Origin of the sequence: Streptomyces sp. NPDC059994 (assembly GCF_042737755.1) — a bacterium.
GTDB lineage: Bacteria > Actinomycetota > Actinomycetes > Streptomycetales > Streptomycetaceae > Streptomyces.
The window spans coordinates 1-19936 of the sequence record NZ_JBHWUR010000126.1 but is presented as its reverse complement, the minus strand read 5'-3'; the positions used below and the strand labels follow the sequence as shown (position 1 = coordinate 19936).

11 protein-coding genes are annotated in these 19936 nt (G+C 73.6%); 3 read left to right on the top strand and 8 right to left on the bottom strand.

All coding sequences use genetic code 11. The annotated features are described in order from the left end of the window. The first annotated feature begins 277 nt into the window (after window positions 1-277). Complete coding sequence (locus tag ACFWA7_RS35355) at window positions 278-1123, top strand: hypothetical protein (protein WP_385543279.1); 846 nt, start codon at window positions 278-280, stop codon at window positions 1121-1123. A gap of 79 nt (window positions 1124-1202) precedes the next feature. Continuing rightward, the gene (locus ACFWA7_RS35350; RefSeq protein ID WP_385827181.1) at window positions 1203-5858 is read left to right on the top strand and encodes a hypothetical protein; all 4656 of its coding nucleotides are present in this window, start codon (window positions 1203-1205) and stop codon (window positions 5856-5858) included. A 102-nt stretch (window positions 5859-5960) separates the two neighbouring features. Here the strand turns inward: ACFWA7_RS35350 and ACFWA7_RS35345 are convergent, their stop codons facing one another. From ACFWA7_RS35345 to ACFWA7_RS35310, 8 genes are all read right to left on the bottom strand, one after another. Next, window positions 5961-7541 carry a GMC family oxidoreductase gene (locus ACFWA7_RS35345; protein WP_385548268.1) on the bottom strand — a complete coding sequence of 527 codons (1581 nt, stop codon included), beginning with the start codon at window positions 7539-7541 and terminating at the stop codon, window positions 5961-5963. A 19-nt stretch (window positions 7542-7560) separates the two neighbouring features. Further along, window positions 7561-9153, bottom strand: coding sequence for an APC family permease (locus ACFWA7_RS35340; protein WP_385548265.1), 1593 nt, complete (start codon window positions 9151-9153; stop codon window positions 7561-7563). Between the two features lie 82 nt (window positions 9154-9235). Further along, the gene (locus ACFWA7_RS35335) at window positions 9236-10705 is read right to left on the bottom strand and encodes an aldehyde dehydrogenase family protein (RefSeq protein WP_385827179.1); all 1470 of its coding nucleotides are present in this window, start codon (window positions 10703-10705) and stop codon (window positions 9236-9238) included. A gap of 108 nt (window positions 10706-10813) precedes the next feature. Continuing rightward, the gene (locus tag ACFWA7_RS35330) at window positions 10814-11956 is read right to left on the bottom strand and encodes an aromatic ring-hydroxylating dioxygenase subunit alpha (RefSeq protein WP_385827177.1); all 1143 of its coding nucleotides are present in this window, start codon (window positions 11954-11956) and stop codon (window positions 10814-10816) included. Beyond that, window positions 11953-13182: an N-methyl-L-tryptophan oxidase gene (gene solA, locus ACFWA7_RS35325; protein WP_385827175.1), complete on the bottom strand. Its 1230-nt coding sequence runs from the start codon at window positions 13180-13182 to the stop codon at window positions 11953-11955. Before solA ends, ACFWA7_RS35330 begins: the two co-directional genes overlap by 4 nt. A 68-nt stretch (window positions 13183-13250) precedes the next feature. Further along, window positions 13251-15716 (bottom strand): FAD-dependent oxidoreductase, encoded by a 2466-nt coding sequence (locus ACFWA7_RS35320; protein ID WP_385548253.1) that lies wholly within the window; start codon window positions 15714-15716, stop codon window positions 13251-13253. A 154-nt stretch (window positions 15717-15870) separates the two neighbouring features. Next, complete coding sequence (locus tag ACFWA7_RS35315) at window positions 15871-16686, bottom strand: IclR family transcriptional regulator (RefSeq protein ID WP_385548250.1); 816 nt, start codon at window positions 16684-16686, stop codon at window positions 15871-15873. A gap of 18 nt (window positions 16687-16704) precedes the next feature. After that, window positions 16705-17187, bottom strand: a complete 483-nt coding sequence (locus ACFWA7_RS35310; RefSeq protein WP_385827173.1) for a hypothetical protein — start codon at window positions 17185-17187, stop codon at window positions 16705-16707. 352 nt (window positions 17188-17539) lie between these two features. Between ACFWA7_RS35310 and ACFWA7_RS35305 the strand changes: the two genes are divergently transcribed. Then, window positions 17540-19936, top strand: a 2397-nt coding sequence (locus tag ACFWA7_RS35305) for a nitrate- and nitrite sensing domain-containing protein (RefSeq protein ID WP_385827171.1), incomplete at its 3' end; no start/stop codon positions are given.

Sequence of the window (19936 nt, the reverse complement as noted above, 5' to 3'; positions counted from 1 at the left end):
GGGCGGTGAGCGAAGCTCCCGCCCCCAAGGGGCGCGGGGAACCGCGCGACCAGCCCCCCGGGCCCGCAGAAAAACAGGGGGGCGAAGCCCCGGGAATCGAGCCTCACCCCCACCCGGCCGCCCGCCCAGGGCTCAAGGGAACGGGCGGGGGCAGGCCCGCCGCAGGCGCCGACCACCCGCACCGCAGAACACCGCACCGCACACCACCCCCCAAGGAGCCCCCGTGACCGACCACCACCCCGAGCGTGAGCCCGAGGCCGGCGACGGTGTCGGCGACGTGCCCCGGGACGGGGGCGAGCAGCGGATCACCCCCGGTGACGCCGCCGACGCCGCCCGCCTCGTCGCCTTCGGGCTCCAGCCCAAACTGCTCCCCGCCCGCGACGCGGAGTACGCGGAACTGCTCCGCCGCCACCGCGAGGACCCCGCGTTCGCCAGACTCGCGGACGCCGTCGCCGCGGGCCTCGGGCTCGTCGTCCTGGAGGTCTCGCCCCGCGCCGGCATGGCCGTGACGGCCGCCGAGGACTCCGTCTTCGCCGTCCGCATGGGCGACTACGCCCGCCGCGCCGCCACCGACGCCGCGGACCGCTTCCTGCACGGCCTCGCGCATCTCGCGGTCGCCGCGATGGCCTTCCCCCGCCCCGAGGACCTCGCCGACGACGGCTACATCGGGCGGATCACGGTCAACGGCGTCGACGCGTTCGTACGCCAGGCCTGCCGCCGCCTGGAGGAGCGCGCCGCCGAGCAGGGCGAGAACACCGACCCCGAGACCGGCGCCCCCGGCCTGGAGGCCGCCTGGCGCATCTACGCCCGGCGCAGCTCGACCGGCGCCACCAAGGACGCCCGCCGTCTCGCCGGATCCACCACCGGCATCGTGGCCAAGGCCGTCGCGTTCCTCACCGAGTCCGGCTTCCTCCAGCGGACCGGCGACGACGCTGGCGGCGCGTACCGCACCACCGCCCGCTACCAGCTCCAGGTCCGCGACATGGCCGGCACGGCCGCGCTCACCGAGCTCCTGGAGCTCGGGGTCGTCGCGGTGAGCGACGGCAGCGCGACCCTGCTGCCGCCCCCCGACGGCGACGACCTCGACCTCGCCGCCGACGCCGGGCTCCCGTTCCACGCCTGACCCCTGCAAAAGAACACCCCGCACCAGAACACCCCGCAAAAGAACACCCTCACCCCCGCCACATCTACGAGAGTCCGCCATGTACGAGCTGTCCCGGGTCCGCCTCTACTCCATCGGTCCCGCCGGTGCGCGTTACGCCGACACCGTGCTGGACCTGCGCGGCGTGGGCGCGCCCGTGCCCCACCCGGCGCCCGCCCAGGCGGAGTTCTTCGAGGACGAGCCGGTCGGCCCGCCGCGCCGCCCCGCCCCCGCCGGCGTGCTCTTCCTGGAGAACGGCGGCGGCAAGTCCGTCCTGCTCAAGCTGATCTTCTCGGTGATGCTGCCCGGCCACCGCAACACCCTCGGCGGCGCCAGCTCAGGCGTGCTGCGCAAGTTCCTGCTCGCCGACGACTGCGGCCACGTCGCCCTGGAGTGGCAGCACACCCTCACCGGCGAGCTGGTCGTGGTCGGCAAGGTGAGCGAGTGGCGCGGGCGGCAGGTCTCCAACGACCCGAGGAAGTTCGCCGAGGCCTGGTACTCGTTCCGGCCCGGCCCCGGCCTCAGCCTCGACTCGCTGCCGGTCGCCGAGTCCAGCGCGGTCCGCCCGGCCGCCGAGGGCGCCTCCGGCGCCCAGGGCAGGCGCCGCACCATGAAGGGCTTCCGCGACGCGGTCACCGAGGCGGGGAAGGCGTATCCGCACCTCGACGTGGTCTGGGAGGAGATCCACGACCGCTGGAACGAGCACCTGGGCGACCTCGGCCTGGACCCCGAACTCTTCCGCTACCAGCGCGAGATGAACGCCGACGAGGGCGAGGCGGCCGGTCTCTTCGCGGTCAAGAAGGACTCCGACTTCACCGACCTGCTGCTGCGCGCCGTCACCGACACCCGGGACACCGACGGCCTCGCGGACCTGGTCGGCGGCTTCGGCAACAAGCTGGGCCGCCGCGCCGAACTGATCGCGGAGCGCGACTTCACCGCGGGTTCGGTGGACCTGCTCAACCGGATCGTCGAGGCCGCCGAAGCCCGCTCCCGTGCGCGCGACATCCACGCCGGGGCCGAGCGCCGTACGCGTACGCTCGCGCGCAGGCTCTCCGCGCGCGCGGGCCAGGAGCGCGGGCGCGCCACCGACCTGGCGGGCCGGGTCACCGCCGCCGCGCACACCGTCACCGAGGCTGAGCAGGCGCGCGGCCGCAGCGCCCTGATCACCTCCGAACTCGCCTACCGCCACGCCTCGCTGGCGCTCGCCGTCGCCGAGAAGGCCGCCGCGGCCCAGCGCCGCGAGCTGGCCGACGCCCGGACGCTGCACTCCGCCTGGCAGGCCGCCGAGGCGGTGCTGCGGCACAGGGCCGCGGCCGACCGCTCCGCGCGCGTGGCCGTCGCGATCCGCGAGGCCGAGCGGGACGCCGCGCCCGCGCTCGCCGCCCGCGCCACCGCCGCCGCCGATCTCGTACGGGCGCTGCACACCGCCGCCGAGGACGGCGAGCGGGTCGCGGCAGAGGAGGAGGAGCGCTCCGCCGCGCTCCAGGAGGCGAGCGAGGCGGCCCACCGCGACGCCACGGCCGCCGCCACCGAGGCGCAGCGCGCCCGCAGCGAGGCCGGGCATCTGCGCCAGCGCCTGGCCGAGGTCGAGCAGGAGACCGCCGAGGCGGTGCGGGCGGGCTGGCTGGACGACAGCGCCCCGGACGCCGACCCGGCCAGGGCCGCGCTCGCCGCGAGCGACGCCGAGAAGACGGCGGTCGCCGCCTGGGACACGGCCCGCGAGAGCGCCCGCGCCACCGCCGACCGCGCCCGCGAGGCCGCCGCCGAGCAGGCCCGCGCCGAACTGGCCGCGGCCCGCGCCCAGGACGCGGCCGAGGCGGCCGGGAACGCGTACGACGCGGAGCGCCGCGCCGCCGAGTCGATCGCCGCCGACGAGCGCCTCGCGGAGCTCCTCGGCCTCCCGTCCGCCCCGGCGGCCGGGGTCCCGCTGCCGCGCAGCGCGACGATGTACGCGGCGGAGGCCGTCCACGCGGCGGTGCGCGGCACCCCCGCCGCGTTCGGGACGGACCGCGCGGACACCCCGCTGACCGCCGAGGAGCTGGACCGCCAGGCCGACGAGCTGCGTCAGCTCCTCGACCAGGGCATCGCCTCCGCCGAGCGGCACCTCTTCGAGCTGCGGACCGGCGCCGCCGACGACGCCCGTATCCTCGGCGCGCTCGGCGACGGCGGACTGCTGCCGCCGGGCCCCGACGTCCTCGCCACCGTCGAGTACCTGGGCGAGCACGGCATCCCTGCGCTGCCCGGCTGGCGCTACCTCGCCCAGGCCGTGGACCCCGCCGACCACGCCTCGGTGCTCGCGGCCCGGCCCGAGCTGGTCGACGGCGTGGTGATCACGGACCCCGCCTCACACGTCCGGGCCCGCGAGGTGCTGGCAGGCGCCGCGCTGCTGCCCCGGTCCGCGGTGGCCGTCGGCACCGCCGCCGCGCTGCTCGCGCCGGTGCCCCGGCGGGGCGAGACCGAGAGCGATGTCTTCCTCGTCCCGCCGAACCCGGCCATGCACGACGAGCACGCCGCCGACGAGGAGCGGCAGGCGCTGCGCACCCGCGCCGCCGCCCGCGACGAGGAGATCCGCGCCCTGGCCGCGCGCCTCGCGGGCGACCGGGGACTCGCCGCGCGGCTGGGCTCCTGGCGCGCCGACTGCCCGCCCGGGATGCTCGACGAGCTCGCCACGGCCGCGCGGGACGCGCGCGAAGCCGCCCGCGCCGCCGTCGAGGAGCTGACCGAGGCCCGTACGGAACGGGCGGAGGCCGACGAGGCCGCCGCCGAGGCGTCCCGGGTCCGCGACGAGCGCCAGGAGTCCGCCCAGCGCGCCCGCCGCGCCGCCGACGCGCTGGCCGGGCTCGCGTTCCGGCTGCGCGAGCGCGCGGGCTGGCAGAGCACCCTGCGCGAACTCGTGGACGAGGCCGCGGAGTCCGAGGCCCGCGCCCAGTCCCTCCTGGAGCGCGCCCGGGCCGCCGACGAGGACCGGCGCGCCACCCAGCGCGCCGCCGACGACGCCCACCGCACGGCCCGCGCGCTGCGCGCCGAGCGCGCCGAGATCGCGGGCGCGCCGGAGAACCTGCCGGAGCCGGACGCCGCCGCCCCCAAGGCCGCGCTGCCCGCCCTGCGCGAGGCCTACCGGGCCGCCTCGCAGCTGTACGAGAAGGTCGGCGTCGGCGCCGATCTGCGCGCCGAGCAGGCGCGTGCGGAGAGCGACGAGAGCGCCGCGCTCACCGAGCTGAACCGGCTCACCAACAAGGTCCGCACCCGCGCCGCCCAGCTCCTGGAGGGCACCGACGGCGCCGACGGCCCGTCCCGGCAGGCCGCCGCGGCCCGAGCCGAATCCCTCGTACAGCTCCTGGAGACCAGGGCGTCGGCGGCGAGCGAGCAGCTCGGGCGGCTGCGCGGCGAGGCCGAGCGGCTGGCCCCCGAGGACGGCGAGGCGCACACCGAGCTGCCCGAGGAGCAGGTGCCCGGCGACGCCGAGCAGGCGCAGGCCCTGCTGCGCACCGCCACCGCCGAACTGGCCGCCCGCACCGCCGAGCTGGAGACCTCCCGCGCCGCGCACGCCGAGCTCCTGGAGGCCCACCGGGCCGCCGAGGACGGGGCCGGAGGCTTCGACGAGACGGCCGCGCTCCTGCGCGACCTGCTCCGCGACCACCAGCAGGAGGAGGACGAGCAGACGCCCGAGCCGTTCCCCGGCGATCTGGCCGAGGCCCGGCAGTCGGCCGCCGAGGCCCGGCGTTCGCTGCGCGGCTGCGCGGGCGACCTGTCGGCCGCCGAGGCCGCCGTCCGGGAGGCCTCGGACATCCTGGTCCGGCACGCCAACGCGACCCGGTACGAGCAGGTGCGCACCCCCGCCCGCCAGCAGATCCGGGAGCTGCCCGCCGCCGCGCTGCCCGAGCACGCGGCGGCGTGGGCGGTGGCGTTCGCGCCCCGGCTGCGGGTCCTCACCGACGAGCTGGAGCAGCTGGAGCGCAACCGGGACTCGATCGTGGACCGGCTGCGCGGGCTCGTCGAGTCGGCGCTGACCACGCTGCGCTCGGCCCAGCGGCTCTCGCAGCTGCCGGAGGGGCTCGGTGAGTGGTCGGGGCAGGAGTTCCTGCGGATCCGCTTCGAGGAGCCCGACCAGGCGACGCTCACCGAGCGGCTCGGCGAGGTCATCGACGAGGCGACGCGCGCGGCCGTGAAGAAGAACTCCGACATGCGCCGGGACGGAATGTCCTTGCTGCTGCGGGGAGTTCAGGCGGCCCTGGAGCCGCGCGGCATCGCCGTGGAGATCCTCAAGCCGGACGCGGTGCTGCGCGCCGAGCGCGTCCCGGTCGGGCAGATGGGCGACGTGTTCTCCGGCGGGCAGCTGCTCACCGCCGCGATCGCGCTGTACTGCACGATGGCCGCGCTGCGCAGCAACGACCGGGGCCGCGACAAGCACCGCCACGCGGGCACGCTGTTCCTGGACAACCCGATCGGCCGGGCCAACGCCACGTATCTGCTTGAGCTCCAGCGGGCCGTCTCCGACGCGCTCGGCGTCCAGCTCCTGTACACGACGGGCCTGTTCGACACGACGGCGCTCGCGGAGTTCCCGCTGGTCATCCGGTTGCGCAATGACGCGGACCTGCGGGCGGGGCTGAAGTACATCAGCGTCGAGGAGCATCTGCGGCCGGGCCTGCCGGTCGACCCTGACGGGTCGGTGCACGGGGAGATCACGGCAACCAGGATGTTCAAGAAGCCGGCGTAGACGCTCCGGGGATGCGTTGGCGGTCGCCGGCGGGCCGCCGGTGGCTGGTCGCGCAGTTCCCCGCGCTCCTTTCGGGGCGCGGGGAACTCACCGGCACCCTGCTCAGACGCGCGCGTCCGCCTTCATCATGTCCGCGCACTTCTCGCCGATCATCATCGTCGTGATGCACGGGTTGACGGTGACCAGCTCGGGCATCACCGAGCCGTCGGCGACGCGCAGTCCGCGGATGCCCTTGACGCGCAGACGGGCGTCGAGGGGTGCCATCGCGTCGTCGTCGGCGCCCATCTTCACCGTGCACGCCGGGTGGTAGACGGTGTTGTGCGTGGTGCGGATGTACTCGAACAGCTCGTCGTCGGTGCGGACGTCGGGCCCGGGTGCCAGCTCCGCGCCCGCCCAGTCCGCCAGCGCGGGCTGCGCGGCGATCTCCCGGGCGAGCCGCAGCCCGTACGTCATCACCCGCACATCGTGTTCATGGGTGAAGTAGCGCGGGTCGACCATCGGCTTGTCGCGGTAGTCGCGGGTGCGCAGCCGCACCGTGCCGCGCGACTTGGCGTGCGTGACGTTGGGCGTCAGACAGAACGCGTTCTCGCTGCTCGGGTAGCCGTGCCGGGCGGTGTTCATGTCGAACGGCACCGAGCCGTAGTGGAACATCAGGTCCGGCCGGTCCAGGCCCGGCTCCGTGTCCGCGAAGATCCCGATCTCCCACCACTGGTTGGAGCGGGTCGGCATCGGCCGCTTGGCGTCCCACATGATGACGCCCTCGGGGTGGTCCTGGAGGTTCTCGCCGACGCCGGGGGAGTGCACCAGCGCCTCGACGCCCACCTCGCGCAGATGGTCGGCGGGGCCGATCCCGGAGAGCATCAGCAGCTTCGGTGTGTCGATGGAGCCGCAGCTGACGACGACCTCGCGCCGCGCGGAGACGGTACGGGTGTGCACCAGGTCCGGGTCCAGGTACTCGACCCCGGTGCAGCGCCGGTCCTCGCCGATCACCAGCCGCTTGGCGCGGATCCCGGTCCGTACGGTCAGATTGGGCCGCTTGCCGATGATCGGATGCAGATACGCGACCGAGGACGACTGGCGGATGTTGTTCTCGTCCGAGTTGATCTGGAACCAGTTGGCGCCTCTGACGACCGTACGGCCGGTGTTGAAGGGCGTGGTGGGGATGCCCGACTGGGCGCACGCGTCGAGCAGCGCGCTGCCGCAGGGGTCCTCGCCCTTGATGGTGCGCAGCTTCACCGGGCCGCTGCGGCCGTGGTGCTCGCCGGGCGCGTCGTTGTTCTCCAGGCGCCGGTAGAGCGGGAAGACGTCCTCGGCGCCCCAGCCCGTACAGCCCTCGGCCGCCCAGCCGTCCAGGTCCTCGGCGGGCGCCCAGAAGGCTATGCAGGAGTTGTGCGAGGAGCAGCCGCCGAGCACCTTGGCGCGCGCGTGGCGCATCATGCTGTTGCCGCGCTCCTGCGGCTCGACCGGGTAGTCCCAGTCGTAGCCCGATTCGAGCAGCCCCATCCAGCGCTCCAGGCGCAGCACGTTGTCGTCGCCGACGTCCGAGGGGCCGGCCTCCAGGACGCACACGGTCACCGAAGGGTCCTCGCTGAGCCGGGCCGCGACAACGTTGCCCGCGGTGCCGCCGCCGACGACGACGTAGTCGAACTCGTCCGTGTGGCTACCGGTGTTGGCCTCGTTCATGATTCTCTCGCTCCTTGCTTCAGCCGGCGGCGGCGGCGGTGGTGCCGGTGGTGGCGGGGTCGGTGTCCTGCTTCTCGGCGGCGTGGTCCGCGAGGACGCCGGTGCGGTGGCGCTGGACGAACCAGTAGTAGGCGAAGCCGCCCACGGTGACGGCGCCGACGAACAGCACGCCGCCCCAGCGCAGGTACCAGTGGTACGGGGCCGCCGCGTTGTAGACGGCGGCGCGCGGCCACAGCAGGTTGACGGTCATGCCCAGGCCCCACAGCACCGCGACGATGTTGACGGGGAGGCCGAAGCGGCCGAGCGAGAAGCGCCCGGGCGCGGGCTGCCAGGTGCCGCGCAGCCTGCGGACCAGCATCGGCATCGTGACCAGCAGATACGCCAGGTAGATCATGATGATCGCGATGCTGGTGACGACCGAGAAGATCTGCGGCTGCTTGATGTTGACCAGCAGGATGCCGATGGCGACGATCCCGCAGACCACAGCGGGCGCGATCGGGGTCTGGAAGCGCGGGCTGATCTTGGCGAGCCGGCTGCCGCCCGGCAGGTTGTTGTCACGGGCCATCGCGAACATCAGCCGGATGCCCGCGGTGTGCACGGCGAGCTCGCACACCACGACCGCGATCACCACGCACCACAGCAGCGCCTGGCCCATGGTGTCGCCGAGGGTGCTCAGGACCACGTACTGGAGCCCGTCCACGGAGAGTTCGGGCGCGCTCAGGTCCGGCGTGGCGAGCAGCGCGCACAGCAGGATGAGGCCGCCGATGACGAACGAGGCGATCAGCGCCCGCAGGATCGCGCGCGGCGCGTTGCGGCTCGGGTCGACCGCCTCCTCGCCGAGCGAGGAGGCGGTGTCGAAGCCGTACATGACGTACGCGGAGGCGAGCGACGCGGTGAGGAACGCGCCGAAGTAGCCGAGCGACTGGCCGCCGCCGATGCCGTGGGTCTCCACGATGGCGCTGGGGCCGCGGGTGATGTGCGCGGCCAGCAGGACGACCAGGATCACCGCGGCGACCAGCTCGATGAAGACGCCGGCGGTGTTGATCCGGGCCATCAGCTTGACGCCGAACGCGTTGATCACGGTGGTGAAGAGGATCAGCCCGCAGGCCAGGACGACCGCGTTGGCCGCGGCGTCGTACTTCCCGCTGCCGTCGCCCACGAACTGGAACCACGACGAGATCTGAGGGAGCGTCAGCTGGAGTGCCAGGGCGACGGCGGCCAGCGACACCATGCTCGCAAGCGTCATCATCCAGCCGGCCAGCCAGCCCACGTGCGGACCGCCCAGGTTCTTGGCCCAGTTGTAGACCGATCCGGCCACCGGGTAGCGGGCGGCCAGCTCGCAGAAGCAGAGCGCCACCATCAACTGGCCGACGAAGACCAGGGGCCATGACCACCAGTAGGCCGGGCCGCCGAGGCTGACGCCGAAGTAGAACATCTGGAACGTGCCGGTCAGGATCGAGATGTAGCTGATCCCGGCGGCGAAGGTGTGGAAGTTGCCGAGGGTGCGCTTGAGCCCCGGCTTGTACCCGAGTTCGGCGAGCGCGGCGTCATCGGCGTCGGCGCTCGCCGGGGCTGGGGAGGGCGTGGGGGGCGGCGGAGTAGTGGCGGTCATCGGGGATCACTCCTCGTACAGGATCGCGCGGCGGGGAGGGCACGGGACGGCGTGCGGTCGGACCGGTGGATGCGGCGTTCGTTCAGTCGAACCAGCGCTGCGGGCGCGGCTCGGTGTTGCGCCAGATGTGCTTGGTCTCCTGGTACTCGGCGAGCCCGGCGAGACCGAGTTCGCGGCCCGTTCCCGACTGCTTCATCCCGCCCCACTCGGCCTGCGGGACGTACGGGTGGAAGTCGTTGATCCACACCGTGCCCGCGCGCAGCCGGCCCGCGACGCGGCGCGCGCGGGCCTCGTCGCGGGTCCACACCGCTCCGGCCAGGCCGTAGATCGTGCCGTTGGCGAGCTCCAGCGCCTCGTCCTCGTCGCGGAACCGCTCGACGGTCAGCACCGGACCGAACGACTCGTCCCGGACCACCGACATCGCGGCCGTGCACTCGTCGAGGATGGTCGGAAGGTAGTAATTGCCGCTCGCGAGCGCCGGGTCGTCCGGGCGGGCGCCGCCGCAGCGCAGCACCGCGCCCTCGGCGAGCCCGGCCGCCACGTACGCCTCGACCTTGGCGAGATGGCCCGCCGAGATCAGCGGGCCGGTGCGGGCCTGCTCGTCGAAGGGGCCGCCGAGCCTGATCAGCTGCGCCCGGCGCACCACTTCGTCGACGAAGCGGTCGTGCAGCGAGTCCTCGACCAGCAGGCGCGCGCCCGCCGAGCAGACCTGGCCGGAGTGCAGGAACACGGCGGTCAGGGCGTAGTCGACGGCCGTCTCGAAGTCGGCGTCGGCGAAGACGATGTTGGGGTTCTTGCCGCCGAGTTCCAGCGCGGTGCGCTTGACGGTGGCCGCAGCCGACGCCATCACGCGCCGCCCGGTGGCCAGTCCGCCGGTGAACGACACCAGGTCCACGCGCTCGTCCTCGACCAGCGGTGCCCCGGCGGCGGGGCCGGTGCCCAGGACGAGGTTGGCGACGCCGTCCGGCAGTCCGGCCTCGGTGAGCAGCCGCATCAGCATGATCGCGGTGTGCGGGGTCAGTTCGCTGGGCTTGAGGACGAAGGTGTTGCCCGCGCCGATGGCCGGCGCCACCTTCCACGCGGTCTGCAGCAGCGGGTAGTTCCACGGAGTGATCAGCGCGCAGACGCCGACCGGCTCGGTGACGGTACGGCTGTCCGTCACCGGGTTCCCGGTGTCGATGACCCGGCCGGGCTCCTGGGCCGCGACGAGGTGCCCGAAGTGGCGGAAGCAGTTGGCGATGTCCGCCATGTCGTACTCGGACTCGACCAGCCGCTTGCCGGTGTCCAGGGACTCGGCGCGGGCCAGCGCGGCCGCGTCACGCTCGATGAGGTCGGCGACGCGCAGCAGCAGCGCCGCCCGCTGGGCGGCGGGGGTCCCGGGCCAGGGGCCCCGGTCGAAGGCCTCGCGGGCGGCGGCCACCGCGGCCGCCGCGTCCTTGGGACCCGCCTCGTCGACCACGGCGACCTGCGAGCCGTCCGCCGGGCAGCGGATCTCGCGGGTCTTTCCGTCGACCGCGGCGCTCCATCGGCCGCCGATGAACAGTTCAGGCATGACGCTCCTTGACTTCCTCAGTTCCCCCGTCCGCCCGGCCGACGGCCGTGCAGCGGAGTCGGAGGCGCCGTGATCACGAGGCGCCCCGGGTCGCCGCTACCCAGGAATTCACACTTCAGGCCTGTGAGGATTCAGACAGGTCAGAACCCACTCGTGGAAGGCCCGGATGTGGTGTTCGCTGGGGACCAGCACCCCGCCGTGCCGGTACGCCCGTGAATCCATGGCGGGTTGGGTGCGTTCGCACGCCTCGAAGTCCTGCACGTTGACGCGGTGGAACAACTCCACGGACCGGGAGACGTCGGCACCGGACGCCACGACCTGCGGCGCGTACAGCCAGTCGCACTCGACGACCGTGCGGTCCACGGCCAGCGGGAACATCCGGTGGACGATCACGTGGTCGGGCACCAGGTTCACGAACACCTGCGGTTTCACGGTGATCGCGTAGTAGCGGCGGTCCTGCGCGTCCGCCAGACCCGCGAGGCGGCCGAAGCCCGCGCCGCCGTCCACGGTGAACCCCTCCGCGCCCCGCGCGAACTCGGCGCCGTGCCCCACGTAGTACTGCGCGGCGAACCCCTTGGCGAACTCCGGCAGTACATGGGTGAGTTCGGGGTGGATCGTCGCGCAGTGGTAGCACTCCATGAAGTTCTCGACGATCAGCTTCCAGTTGGCGCGCACGTCGTACGAGATCCGGCGGCCCAGGGCCAGTTCCGCGGCCCGGTAGCGCTCCACCGCCGCCGGGTCGCCCAGGCGCTCGGTGGCCGCGCCGACCACCGTGCCCTCGAACGACGGCGGCTCCTCGGCCAGGCACACCCACACGTAGCCGAGCCACTCGCGCAGCGCGACCCGCAGCAGCCCGCGCTCCTCGCGGTCCACGTCCGGCATCCGCGCCAGGTTGGGCGCGGCGACCAGTCGGCCGTCGAGGTCGTACGTCCAGGCGTGGTAGGGGCACTGCAGGGTGCGCCGGACCGTGCCGCTCTCCTCGGCGCACACCCGGGCGCCCCGGTGTCGGCAGACGTTGAGGAACGCCCGCAGCGCGCCCTCGCGCGTCCGCACCACCAGTACGTTCTCGCGGCCCACCTGGGCCGTGCGGAAGGCGCCGGGCCGATCGAGGTCGGCGGCGCGGACCGCGCAGAACCACAGCGCTTCGAAGATCCGCTCCTGCTCGCGGGCGAAGACCGCCGGATCGCAGTAGAACCGGCCGGGCAGGGTCTCCAGCAGGCTCGGCGTGCGCTCGGCGGCCCCGGCGGTCATCGCGCGCCTCCACGGGCGTCTGCGGAGGCGCCCGTGTCCGTGCCCGCGCCCGTGTCCGCTTCCGTGTCCGCTTGTGCGCCGAACCTGTGCGGGTCGAAGAGCTCGATGGGGTGGGCCGTCGTGCCGTCGAGCGCCAGATCGGCGAGGATCTCGCCGACCACCGGCACGAACTTGAAGCCGTGCCCCGAGAAGCCGCAGGCCACGGTGGTGGTCCCAGGGTGCGCCGGGTGCCGCGCGATCACGAAGTGCTCGTCCGGAGTGGTCGAGTACATGCAGGTCACGGCCCGCAGGAACGTTCCGGGCAGGGTGGGGGTCACCCGGCGCATGGCCGTCGCCATCTCCTCGACCTCGGCCGGGGCCACCGTACGGTCGATGGTGCCGGGCGTGCACGGGGCGCCGTTCTTGCGGAAGAACGCGACCTTGACGCCGCCTGCGGGCCCGTCGATGGCGGGGAATCCGTACACCTGGACCCCGTCCGCCTCCTCCCACACGAAGACCGGCTGGCGCTCCGGGAGAAACGGTTCGGTGCCGCCCTCGGGCGCGAACCAGTACATGACCTGCCGCTCGACGCGGACCGGCACACCGAGGTCCGCGAGCAGCCCGGGCGCCCAGGCACCCGGACAGATCACCAGATGGCCCGCCGTGTAGCAGTTCTCGGCCGTGTGGACGCGGACCCCGCGCCCGCCCGGCAGCTCCTCCCAGCGGGTCACCGGCTCCTCGAAGTGGAGCTCGGCGCCCGCCTTGGTGGCGAGCTGGAGGTGGGCCGCCACCGTGGTCTCCGGCCGCAGCAGCCCGGCCCGCGCCTCGTAGAGCGCCACCTCGTCGTCGAGCGGGTTCATGGCCGGGAAGCGGCGGCGGATCTCGCGGGCGTCCAGCATCTCGTGCGGCAGATCCCACTCCCGGGCCGAGCGCACCGCGCCCGCGACCGTACGGCAGTCGGGGCGCCCCACCATCATTCCGCCGCACAGCAGCGCTATCCCGCGCCCCGAATCCCGCTCGATCCGGTCGTACAGCTCGTACGCCCGCAGCAGCAGCGGCACGTACGCCGGGTCCTCGAAGTAGGACTGCCGGGTGATCCGCGAACCGCCGTGGCTGGAGCCGTGCGCGTGCACCGGGCCGAACCGCTCCAGGCCGAGGACGCGCACGCCGCGCGCGGCGAGATGCTGGGCGGCGGCCGAACCCATGCCGCCCAGGCCGAGAACGATCACGTCGTACGTCGGAGCCATGCTTCCTCCCGGAGGGGTCGGTGCCCGGCCGGGCCCGCCTCGTGACGCCGTTCACCGCAGGACGCAGTTCACCGCACGAGGTGAGCCATCCGCGGGTCGAACAGCGGCTCTTCGGCGACGGTCGCGGGGACCTTCTCGCCGAAGTACTCGACATGGACCGCCGTGCCCGGCGCCAGGACGGGCAGCCAGGCGTACGCGACGCACCGGCCGATCGTGTAGCCGTACGCGGCACTGGTGACATATCCGGCGGGCACGCCGTCGACCAGCACCGGCTCGCCGCCGAGGACCACCGCCGAACGGGAGTCCAGGGTCAGACAGGTGAGCCGGCGCTTCACGGCCGAGGGGTCGCCGAGCGCGGCGCGGCCGATGAACTCGCCCTTGCCGGGCCGGACCGCGAAGCCGAGCCCCGCCTCGTACGGGGTGTGTTCGGCCGTCATGTCGCGGCCCCAGGCGCGGTAGCCCTTCTCCAGGCGCAGCGACTCGAAGGCGCTGCGGCCCGCCGCCACCACATCGAGCCGCCGCCCCGCGTCCCAGAGCGTGTCCCACAGCCGCAGCCCGAGATCGGCGCTCGTGTACAGCTCCCAGCCCAGCTCGCCGACGTAGCTCAGCCGCAGCGCGGTGACCGGGACGTTGCCGATGACCGTCTCCTTCGCCCGGAAATAGCCGAACGCGGTGTGCGAGAAGTCGTCGCGGGTCAGGGGCTGCACCAGCTCACGGGCGAGCGGGCCCCAGACGCCGACGCAGCAGGTGCCGGAGGTGATGTCCTGGACGGTCACGGAGTCCGGCGCGTGCGCGAGCAGCCAGTCCAGGTCGGCGGGGGAGTTGGCGCCCACCTGGAAGCGGTCCGGGGCCAGGCGCGCCACGGTCAGATCGGACCGGATCCCGGCCGCCTCGTCGAGCAGCAGCGTGTACGTCACCGAACCCGGCTTCTTCTCCAGCTGGTTGGTCGTCATCCGCTGCAGGAACGCGAGGGCGCCGCGCCCGGTCACCTCCAGGCGCCGCAGCGGGGTCATGTCGTACAGCGCGACCCGCTCGCGCGTCGCCTTCGCCTCCGCCGCCGCGACCGGCGACCAGTACCGCGCCGACCAGGCGTCGCGCACGGGGATGTGCAGCACGTCCACCAGGGGCGCGTTCGTCTCGTACCAGTGCGGCCGCTCCCAGCCGCCGCCCTCCAGGAAGTACGCCCCCAGTTCGCGCTGGCGTACGTGGAAGGGGCTGGTCCGCAGCGGGCGCGGGCGCTCCGTCGGCTGGAGCGGATGGATGACGTCGTACACCTCGACGAAGCTCTGCGCCGCCCGCTCCTCGATGTACTCCGGCGTGAGCTGGACGTCCTCGAAGCGCCGGATGTCGCAGGCGTGCACGTCGAGTGAGGGGCGGCCGTCCGTCATCCACTCGGCGACCGCCCTGGCCACCCCCGCCGAGTGCGTCACCCACACCGCCTCGGCCAGCCAGAACCCGCGCAGCTCCCGGGACTCGCCGAGCAGCGGCATACCGTCGGGCGTGAAGGAGAAGACGCCGTTGAAGCCGTGCGCGACCGCACTGTGCGCGAGCTCGGGCAGCAGTTCCCCGGCGTCCGCCCAGCTCGGCGCGAAGTCCTCCGGGGTGAAGGCGAGCGAGGAGGGCATGACGGGTGCGTCGTCGTACGCCGGGACCGCGAACGGGTCCACCGGCAGCGGCCGATGGGCGTACGAGCCGATGCCGAGCCGTGCCCCGTCCCCGTCCGGGTGCGCACGGAAGTACAGGTCGCGGTCCTGGTGGCGCAGGATCGGCAGCGCGGCCGCCGCCCGCGCGGTGAGCCCGGCCAGCGGGGCGGTCGTCGCGTACTGGTGGGCGAGCGGCAGCAGTGGCACGGTCACCCCGGCCAGCCGTCCGATCACCGGGCCCCAGAACCCGGCAGCCGAGACCACAAGATCGGCCGGGAAGCGGCCCCGGTCGGTGACGACGGCGGTGACGCGGCCGTCCTCCCGCTCGATGGCCGTTACCCTGTGCCGCGCCAGGAACCGGGCGCCCCGGGCCTGGGCGCGTGCCTGCAGCGCCCGGGAGGCGAGCACCGCGTCGGCGAGCCCGTCGTCGGGGGTGTGGAAACCGCCGAGGATCCTCTCCGCGTCGAGCGGCGGCCACAGCGCCCTGCAACGGTGCGCGGTGAGCAGCTCGCCCCGCACGCCCCAGGCGGCCGCGACGCCCACCTTGCGGTGCAGATCGGCCCAGCGCTCCCGGGTGGTGGCGACCTCAAGCCCGCCGACCGCCCGGAAACAGGGCTCGCCGTCCACGCTCAGCCCGCGGAAGGTGTCCACCGTGTACGCCGCGAAGGCCGTCATCGTCCTGGAGGCATTGGTCTGGAAGACCAGACCGGGTGCGTGCGAACTGGATCCGCCCGGCGCGGGCAGCGGCCCCTGCTCCACGACGGTGACGTGCGACCAGCCCCGTGCGGTGAGCTCGTCGGCGAGCGAACAGCCCACGATCCCGGCGCCGATGACGACGACGCGCGCGTGGGCGGGGTCGGGTGCGGGGGCGGTGCGGATCTCGTGAGACACGGCCTCACCCTCCTGTTGCGCAGAGCACTACCGGTTGCGCGATGTGAGACATCCTGGGGACAGCCCAGGAGAGCGTCAAGAGGGTCGGACCGGTCGCCGAACGAGGGCTTCCCAGCCATGAATTCGCCTGGCGGGAACGGAATATGACCCATGGTCAGCCGGCGTGTTGCCCGGGATGCCCCATGCGACGCGAGAGGTCCCGAGCGGCCTCCATCACGCGCTCGGCGACCTCCGGGAGTGACTCCCGCGGCATCCGGTACGCCGGGCCGGAGACGCCGATCGCGCCGATGACCGAGCCGTCGTGGCCGCGCACCACCACCCCCAGGGCGTGGAGCCCGTCCTCCAGCTCCTCGGCCGTCTGCGCGTACCCCCGCTCGGCCACCCGCGCCAGCTCGGCGCGGAGCACGGCCGGATGCGTGACGGTGTGCGCGGTGAAGCGCGCGAGCCCTTGGCCGAGCAGTGCCTCGCGGCGCTCCTCGGGGAGGTGGGCGAGCAGCGCCTTGCCGCTCGCGGTCGCGTGCAGCGGGGTGCGCCGGCCCAGCCAGTTGAACGCCGTGACGGCCGCGGCCCCGCGCGCCTGCATGATGTTGACGGCCGCGTCGCCGTCGAGCACGGCGACGTTGGCGGTCTCGCCCGTGACGTCCGCGAGCGCGCGGCAGACCGGCACGCCCTCCTGCGAGATGTCGAGCCGCACGGCCGCGGCACCGGCCAGACGCAGCATCCCGGCGCCCAGGAAGTACTTGCCCCGCTCCTTCTCCTGGCCGACCAGACCCCGGTTCTCCAGCGCTCCGAGCAGCCGGAACGCGGTCGACTTGTGCACCCCCAACTCATCGGCGATCTCGGTGACTCCGGCCTCGCCGAGCCGGGCCAGCGCCTCAAGGACGCTGACCGCGCGGTCGACCGACCGCAGTGCCCCGGCGCCGCCCCGTCGTCTGCCCGTGGCCGCGTCCGGCTCCTGCACCTCACCCACCAGCACTCCTCCGGGCCGCTATGCCCGGGAGAGGCTGCCCGGCTCGCTCTGGCCTATTCGGCCGGTCCCCGAGCGGTCGGCCGTCCGGGCCGCGCCAGGCCGCACCCGGTGCCGCTCCCGGCGCAGCTGGCGCGCGGTGCTGCTCGGCACCGACACCACGCCGTTGCGCTGGTTCCACACCTGGCGGGTGACCCACACGTCCAGGACCGCCCAGGTCGCCACCACCGTGCTCGCCACGCTGCTGAGGACCATCGGAAAGGCCAGCCAGGAGCCCGCCACCGTGCACAGGAACGCGATCACCGCCTGGATCAGCGTGAACGCGACGATCAGCACCGAGCGCACCGCCGCGTTCCTGATCGGATCCGGCAGCCGCGGCCGGATCGCGGGCTCCTCGACCCACAGCGGCGGCAGTTCACCCGCGCCGAGGCCGCCGCTCTGCCCTCTGCCGTCATGCCTGCCGTCCGCGCGCGAGCCCTCCGATGCCACACGGTTCGCACTCATGCCTTCAGTGCCCATGGATACTCACTCCCCACCACCGGCGCATCGATGCCTCCCGATGCGCACGGGTCCGTACATCCCCGTCACAACCCCCGTACAGAAGGACGAACGGAACTCCCCGAAGATTCCCAGGATTTGCCTGGAAGGCAGAATTCCAGCCAACCGGTCCGGTACGGGAACCACTGGCCCTACGGGTGTCCTCGGCCACACTCGGGAGATGATCTCCCGTAATACCAGGACAACCCACGATCAACTCCGGTGAGGGCGGCCGAAAATCGTCCGGACGTGCCTTCGAGTTGTCTGTGTGGCAGTAGTAGGCTCGCGCCGTTTGTTGACGGTTGATCTGGGGGAGGCCATGCGCTTTCGCGGGAAGTCCATCCGCAGGAAGATCGTGGCGTTGCTGCTGGTGCCGCTCGTCTCCCTCACCGCTCTCTGGGGATTCACGACCTACATCACCGGCCGCGAGGCCAACGAGCTCCTGAACGTCACGTACATCGTGGACAACGTCGGCTCGCCGATGGAGGACACGGTTCAGGTCATCCAGGAGGAGCGCCGGCAGACGCTCGTCTACCTGGCCGACCAGCGGGCCTCCGCCGCGCTCGCCGCGCTGCAGAGCCGCCGCCAGGACACCGACCGCGCGGTGGCGAAGATCCGTTCCGCCGCCAATGACTCCCAGGTGCGCGACGATCTGCGCCCGGCGGCCAGGGCGCGGCTGAAGACCGTCCTCCAGGAGTTCGACGGCATCGGCGATCTGCGCCGGCAGGTCGACCGGCGCAGCGTCAACCGCACCCAGGCGCTGGAGGCGTACAACGGGGTCATCGATCCCTGCTACACGTTCCTGACCAATCTCCACGCGCTGGAGAACGTCGACATGGACAAGCAGGGCCGCGCGGTCGTGGGCCTCGCCCGGGCGCGCGAGATGCTGGCGCGCGAGGACGCCCTGGTCGCCTCCTCGCTGGTCGCGCCGCAGTTCACCTGGAACGAACTGCGCGAGGTGGTCAACCTGGTGGCCAACCGCACGCTCCTGTACGAGATAAGCCTGGAGAACCTGCCCGGCGGCGAGCGCGAGATCTTCGAGCGGTTCTGGGCCGCCGCCGGATCCGAGTCGCTGCGCGCCGCCGAGCAGAACATCATCACCGCGGGCCCCACCAAGAAGCCGCGCGTCGACCTGGCCCGCTGGCAGCAGACCGCGACCCCGCTGCTCTCGCGTCTCTCGCAGTCCGTCTCCGACGCCGACGACCGCTACCGCGACCGCGTCCACCCGGTCGCCTTCAACGTCCTCATCAAGGCCGGTGTCGCGGGCGTCCTGGGCTTCCTCGCCCTGGTCTTCTCGCTCTTCCTCTCCGTCCGCATCGGCCGCGAGCTGATCCGCGACCTCACCCGGCTCCGCAAGGAGGCGCACGAGGTGTCCGGCGTGCGCCTGCCCAGCGTGATGCGCCGCCTCGCCGCCGGCGAACACGTCGACGTCGAGACCGAGGCGCCGCGCCTGGACTACGAGAAGGACGAGGTCGGCCAGGTCGGCCAGGCCCTCAACACCCTTCAGCGCGCCGCCGTCGAGGCCGCCGTCAAACAGGCCGACGTGCGGCGCGGGGTGGCCGAGGTCTTCGTCAACCTGGCCCGCCGCAACCAGGTCCTCCTCCACCGCCAGCTCACGCTCCTCGACACCATGGAGCGCCGCACCGAGGACACCGACGAGCTCGCCGACCTCTTCCGGCTCGACCACCTCACCACCCGTATGCGCCGTCACGCCGAGGGCCTGGTGATCCTCTCCGGCGCCGCCCCGTCCCGCCAGTGGCGCAAGCCCGTCCAGCTGATGGACGTCGTCCGGGCGGCCGTGGCAGAGGTCGAGGACTACGAGCGCATCGAGGTCCGCAGGCTGCCCCGGCTCGGCGTGGGCGGCCCGGCCGTCGCGGACCTCACCCACCTGGTGGCCGAACTCCTGGAGAACGCCACGGTGTTCTCGCCCCCGCACACCGCCGTCCAGGTGCACGGCGAGCGGGTGGCCAACGGCTTCACCCTGGAGATCCACGACCGGGGCCTGGGCATGACGCCCGAAGCGCTCCTCGACGCCAACCTGCGCCTCGCCGAGACCCCCGAGTTCGAGCTCTCCGACACCGACCGGCTCGGCCTGTTCGTGGTCAGCCGGCTCGCCCAGCGGCAGAACGTCCGCGTCTCGCTCCAGCCCTCCCCGTACGGCGGCACCACGGCCGTCGTGTTCATCCCGGCGGCCCTGCTCACCGACGCGCCGGAAACCAACGGCACCGGCTTCCGCCTCGACCGCAAGGCGGCCCACGGCGACGTGGCCGGGCGCCGCGAGCGCGACGGGGGACCCCGCGCGCTCTCCCCGCTCCCGGTGGGCATCCCCGATCGCGCCGTGCTCGACGGGCCGGTCGAACTGGAGGCCCCCGTGGATCCGTTGGAGCTGGACGCCCCGCACGTCCTGGGCGCCGGTGAGCGGGACGACGCCCGCACCGGCTTCCCCGGCGCGCCCCGCGGGGTCCCGGCCGAGCACCGGCAGCACGAGCAGGCGGCCGACGAAGGCGCCGGAGCCCCGGCCCAGCCGTTCGGCCCCGTACCGCTGCCGCGCCGCCGCCCGCCCGCGCCGACGCTGGTCAGCGACCACGGGCGCCGGGTCGACGACCAGCCGGGCCGCGACCACCCGTCGCCCGCGGCGGAGCCGGTCCGTCCGGCCGGGCCGACCCCGGAGCGGCGGCGGGCCGACGCGCTGCGCGCCGGCGGGCTCGTCCCGGCC

Excerpts from the sequence above, each read along its gene's own strand:
- ACFWA7_RS35340 (WP_385548265.1), bottom strand. The coding sequence starts at position 9,153 with ATGACCGCCACTACTCCGCCGCCCCCCACGCCCTCCCCAGCCCCGGCG.
- solA (WP_385827175.1), bottom strand. The coding sequence starts at position 13,182 with ATGGCTCCGACGTACGACGTGATCGTTCTCGGCCTGGGCGGCATGGGT.
- ACFWA7_RS35310 (WP_385827173.1), bottom strand. The coding sequence starts at position 17,187 with ATGAGTGCGAACCGTGTGGCATCGGAGGGCTCGCGCGCGGACGGCAGG.
- ACFWA7_RS35345 (WP_385548268.1), bottom strand. The coding sequence starts at position 7,541 with ATGAACGAGGCCAACACCGGTAGCCACACGGACGAGTTCGACTACGTC.
- ACFWA7_RS35335 (WP_385827179.1), bottom strand. The coding sequence starts at position 10,705 with ATGCCTGAACTGTTCATCGGCGGCCGATGGAGCGCCGCGGTCGACGGA.
- ACFWA7_RS35330 (WP_385827177.1), bottom strand. The coding sequence starts at position 11,956 with ATGACCGCCGGGGCCGCCGAGCGCACGCCGAGCCTGCTGGAGACCCTG.
- ACFWA7_RS35350 (WP_385827181.1), top strand. The coding sequence starts at position 1,203 with ATGTACGAGCTGTCCCGGGTCCGCCTCTACTCCATCGGTCCCGCCGGT.